The sequence below is a fragment of the Haloferax profundi genome (assembly GCF_001469865.1).
Classification (GTDB): domain Archaea; phylum Halobacteriota; class Halobacteria; order Halobacteriales; family Haloferacaceae; genus Haloferax; species Haloferax profundi.
In genome coordinates this window covers 1-4,347 of record NZ_LOPV01000013.1, presented here as the reverse complement: position 1 = coordinate 4,347, position 4,347 = coordinate 1, and the positions used below count along the sequence as shown (strand labels likewise).

Annotated in this window: 5 protein-coding genes and 1 pseudogene; 4 read left to right on the top strand and 2 right to left on the bottom strand. The window is 57.8% G+C overall.

The genetic code is table 11. The features are described 5' to 3' along the window. Window positions 1–161: pseudogene (locus tag AUR66_RS23215) on the top strand (RNA-guided endonuclease InsQ/TnpB family protein); the annotation flags it as partial. Between the two features lie 1,264 nt (window positions 162–1,425). Continuing rightward, window positions 1,426–1,872 (top strand): ester cyclase, encoded by a 447-nt coding sequence (locus AUR66_RS00650; RefSeq protein ID WP_058570605.1) that lies wholly within the window; start codon window positions 1,426–1,428, stop codon window positions 1,870–1,872. Window positions 1,873–1,902: 30 nt separating this feature from the next. On the opposite strand, the gene AUR66_RS00645 is transcribed toward AUR66_RS00650, so the two are convergent. Both AUR66_RS00645 and AUR66_RS00640 read right to left on the bottom strand, forming a co-directional pair. Beyond that, the gene (locus AUR66_RS00645; RefSeq protein ID WP_058570604.1) at window positions 1,903–2,361 is read right to left on the bottom strand and encodes a MaoC family dehydratase; all 459 of its coding nucleotides are present in this window, start codon (window positions 2,359–2,361) and stop codon (window positions 1,903–1,905) included. A 369-nt stretch (window positions 2,362–2,730) separates the two neighbouring features. Further along, the gene (locus tag AUR66_RS00640; RefSeq protein ID WP_058570603.1) at window positions 2,731–3,096 is read right to left on the bottom strand and encodes a group I truncated hemoglobin; all 366 of its coding nucleotides are present in this window, start codon (window positions 3,094–3,096) and stop codon (window positions 2,731–2,733) included. A 179-nt stretch (window positions 3,097–3,275) separates the two neighbouring features. On the opposite strand from AUR66_RS00640, the gene AUR66_RS00635 reads away from it, so the two are divergent. Then, complete coding sequence (locus AUR66_RS00635) at window positions 3,276–3,827, top strand: heme NO-binding domain-containing protein (RefSeq protein ID WP_058570602.1); 552 nt, start codon at window positions 3,276–3,278, stop codon at window positions 3,825–3,827. A gap of 280 nt (window positions 3,828–4,107) precedes the next feature. Continuing rightward, a partial coding sequence (locus AUR66_RS00630; protein WP_157532949.1) for a hypothetical protein occupies window positions 4,108–4,347 on the top strand: 240 nt, incomplete at its 3' end.

Genomic DNA, 4,347 nt, shown 5'->3' with positions numbered 1-4,347 from the left:
AAGTGCTTCACGCAGATTACAACGCGGCGAAGAACATTGGGTGGCAGTTTGTCCGTCGTGGGCTAAACGACTCACGACGGACGGGCAACAGTCAACTTGCCCTAAAGTCAGGGACAGTGAGGCCGAATCGGGGATTTATCCCGTACTCAGTACCGAGTTAGACGCCGAGAACACTGACAAGCCTCGGGTCACCCGACCCGGGGTTGTTGACTTCGTTTGTAGACCCCTGCCCGGTCACCCGGATCTTGAGACTTCGTTCGTTTCATCGAAAATCAGTCGACTGAACACAGCCGACACCCCTGTCGGCTGAGATAAAATCTCACAATTAGTACCTTGTCAAGGGGCGTCTACGTCGTCTCGACTGTTGCCAAGAAAACACACGCTCGCGGTTACGGGAACCTTCGTTTCCTCTCCACTGAGTGTGTGTGAGCTCCCCCGCTCACTGTGTCCGTCCAACCTGCTCGTTTTGGGTGTGCGTTGCGCGTAGGAAGTGGAGGCGTGATGGCGTCTTCGAGGGGCTGTTGTAGCAGTAATGGGACGGTACACCGCTACTCATTTTTCCAGTTTTCTACACCCTTTTCGAGGGCGTCTATCTCGTCTCTCCCACTCTACACCCTCTGTTTTCGAGGGTGTACACCCACGCCCATTCCCCGCAAGGGTGTACTCCATTTGTGTCTACCCAAGGGTGTACAGGTGTCCGCCGATTCTTGACTTCGTGTCCCCCTCCTCAGTTCGCGACTTCCGCATATTCGCCGTTATGTGGCCTTCTATCGAACGTATGCGATTCCTAGCCGCCAGAAATATCGGCCTTCTCGCCGTGTTTTCTCCGTCTCTGTGTGTCGCGTCATACGCTCGATTCTCTAGTACAACCCATCATACACGGGGTGTATCACCTGTTTTCGGTTTCGGTAGTTCCCCAAGATGCGACCTGTCGTCGGTACCCGTCACACCCCGTTCGTGGAACTGACTTCAACTTTCGATTGCTGCCAACACTCCCATGTTTCGACGCCTCACTGCCTCTGGCTCGCGTTTCTCTCGACCGGAAGAGTGGGTAGTTCGATGGCCTCCTCTTTTCAGTAGTTGCGATAGCTGTGTCCCGTGGCATGCAATGGTGAACGAGTGTTGTTGTTGCGGGGAATATCGAGGGTGTACTCCAAAAGAACCCAAGGTGTGAAATTGTGTGTCGCGGACGACCATCGTCGCCGTCGCCGTGGACCTCGCCATCGGCACGCCGCGCTCACAGACCGACCTGACACTCGTCGTTCGTCCGGAGTGACGTGGGGAAGACGGAGACGCCTGCCCACTCGTCCCCACAGAACCATTTGGTAATTGTTAACACACAACACAGCATACCACTACATAGTACTCGAACCAGCGACGACGAGGCGAGACCACCGCTGCGGAGAGTACGACGGAGAGACTAGAATGGCATCAGCAAGCACACCCACGCCGGGCACCGACGCGAACGCCCAACTCGCTCGACGGATTCCAGAAGAGATTGCGACAGAGGGGAACTTCGACCTCATCGACGAGATTTGCGCGGAGGACTTCGTCGACCACACGCCGATGTGGGAGACGACGGGGCGCGACGAATTCAAATCACGGATGCAGTCGTTACTCGACTCGTTCGGTGAGTTCTCTGCGACGGTCGAAGAAACCGTCACGGAAGGCGACACCGTCGCTATGCGACTTACGCTCCGCGGCACCCACGCCGGCGAGTTCATGGGCGTCGAACCGACCGGAAAGCGGTTCGAAGTCGGGAACATGGTGTTCACCCGCATCGAAGACGGGATGATTGCCGAGCGGTGGGTCGACCCCGACATGCTCGGCATGCTCACGCAACTCGGTATCGTCGAACTTCCCGAGATGTGAGCACACCGAACGGACATTTTTTCGGGTCTTCTACTGGCCGTCCACAATCGGCATCGTGTAGCAGACGGCAGTCCCGGTTAGGACGACGGTTCCGTCGTCGCGTGTGACCTCCGTCTCGAGTTCGGTAATCGGCTTGTCCTCCCGAACCTTCGTCACCTCGACCCACCCAGTAATCGTGTCGCCGGGGCGGACGGGGGCGGTGAAGTTCCAGTTCACGTTGAGGAACACCGTTCCGGGACCGGGGAGGTCCTCGGCGACGATGGCGTTGAGAATTGCGCTCGTGATGCCACCCTGCACGACGATTTCACCGAACTTCGACGCCTTCGCGACGTCCTCGTCGTAGTGCAGTGGGTTGTGGTCGCCGCTCAACTCCGAGAAGAGTTCGATGTACTCGGGTTCGACCTTCCGCGAGCGTTCGGCGTACTCACCGACTCGCGGGGTCCCGCGTGGCCAGACTTCGTCGGTCGGGTTCTGTGCTGTGTCGCTCATACCACTCTTTGGTGTGCGAAGTGGAAAGCAGTGCGGGAGGAGTGAGAGACACCGAACCCGCCGGTCACGCGCTCGGCAGTTCGAGTCTGGTGACTCAGTTACGACGGCACCGAGAGAAGTAAGAGCGAGGGCGGCCGGGCACCCGCCCACACTCCACGGACACTGGGGAAAACTCCCCGGTATACGCAACCCAAGTGCAGGTATCTACCTGCAGTAGACGTATTCCAGCCCCGGGGTTAAAACGTTTTTCTAATGTCATTTGCACTGTGGGAACACGTAGCCAGTGTCGGCGAGAGACGAAGCGGGCGCTCTCCGGCCGGTCGAGTGGTGAAAAACGAGTGTCTGTGGGCGTCTCGTCGCCGAGCGCTGTTACGCTGTGACGATGTCGTCTTCGAGGCTCGCGACAGCACCCAGCACCTCGTCGATTTCGTCCTCGGGAACGTCGAACTCCTCTAGCGCGTTCTGGAGGTGCGTGGCAGTCGCCGCGAAGTCCTCGTGTGAGAGGCCCAAGTGTGCGTGTGCTTCCTCCATATCTGCACCCGAGTACTCGACGGGGCCACCGGCGACGGAACTGATGAACTGGGTTTGGTGCGCTCGCTGCGCCTGCATGTCCGTGTCCTCGAAGTAGTGGGCGAGGTCGTCGTCTGCCAACATCCGGTCGTAGAACTCGTCGACGACGGCGGAGATTGCCTCTTTCCCACCGAGTCGTTCGTAGAGAGTTTTATTGCCCGACATTAACCGGATATTAAGTCACGCTCTGATAAGTCTACCTTAGCGTGTAAATTATTTGATTGAAAATATTTTATACGATTACACAACATATTCTTCCCAGCGTGATAACGACCACTTTCCCCGTGTCCACTCCCCGGGCACCCCATCGAACAGCGACACGAGCACTCGGAGGGCGTTGAGTCGTGCACGGAATTGTCCTCAACCAGTTGAAGGACTTCGTCGTCGAGACGTACGACCGCGAGACGTGGACGACCTTACAACAGGAAGCAGGCCTCCCAGGGAAACTGTACGTTCCGGTGACAGAGTACCCCGACGAAGACGTTCTCGCTCTCGTCGAGACGGCATCTGAACTCACGGAGATGCCCGTCCCCGACTTGCTCGAAGCGTTCGGCGAGTTCCTCGTCCCACCCCTCCTCGAAACCTACGGCGTCCACGTCGACAAAGACTGGACTGGACTCGAACTCATCGCCAACGTCGAACGGTACATCCACATCGCTCTCCGAGCGAAACAGGTTTCGACGTACACGCCACCCGAACTGGAGTCGGGGTGGCGAGACAACCACACGGTGAGCGTCGTCTACCGGTCCGACCGTCAACTGTGCCACCTCGCGAGAGGTATCATCACCGGTGTCGGCGACCACTTCGACGAACCGTTCGACATCGACGAACCGGTCTGCATGCACGACGGCGACGACCACTGTGAACTCGTCGTCCAACACGCAGAAAGCGCCTGACGAGGTCGGTCACGTGGTCGTCTCCGGGCCGTTCGACCACCGATTGGCCGGTCCAAAGCGAGACGTGAGTGGCGACTGAACGCGAGTCCCTCCTCCGCAATAGTGGTCGTTTAGCCCCGTTTAATCCGCCGTATAATGCCAGAATAGTATGAAAAACAGACTGTCAATACTGTGCGAAGGTTTATAGTATCAGATGAGACATTCGTGGCATATGGTAGATATACTCGGTCTCCTTCTACCTAGGTTCATACGCCGACGGTATGCACTTCGATTTGGAGTGGTGCTGGGCAGCATCGGCGTCATCGTCGGTGCAGTGGGACTAGGTGTGGGGCGAACGACGGCGTACCAAATTCCGACAGATATCGTCGCTGCTGCCGCCGGCGGTATCGTGGTGAGTGGGTTCCTCGGGGGGTTGATGGTCAGAAGCACGATGAAGTCGGTCAGTTCCATCAACGCCAAGACCGACGAGATGAGCGAGGGGAACCTCGACGTCGACGTCGAACAGGGACGAATCGACGCT

What these genes read in the sequence shown, in the direction of transcription:
- AUR66_RS00640 (WP_058570603.1), bottom strand. Translation starts at nt 3,096, where the DNA reads ATGTCGGGCAATAAAACTCTCTACGAACGACTCGGTGGGAAAGAGGCA.
- AUR66_RS00645 (WP_058570604.1), bottom strand. Translation starts at nt 2,361, where the DNA reads ATGAGCGACACAGCACAGAACCCGACCGACGAAGTCTGGCCACGCGGG.
- AUR66_RS00650 (WP_058570605.1), top strand. Translation starts at nt 1,426, where the DNA reads ATGGCATCAGCAAGCACACCCACGCCGGGCACCGACGCGAACGCCCAA.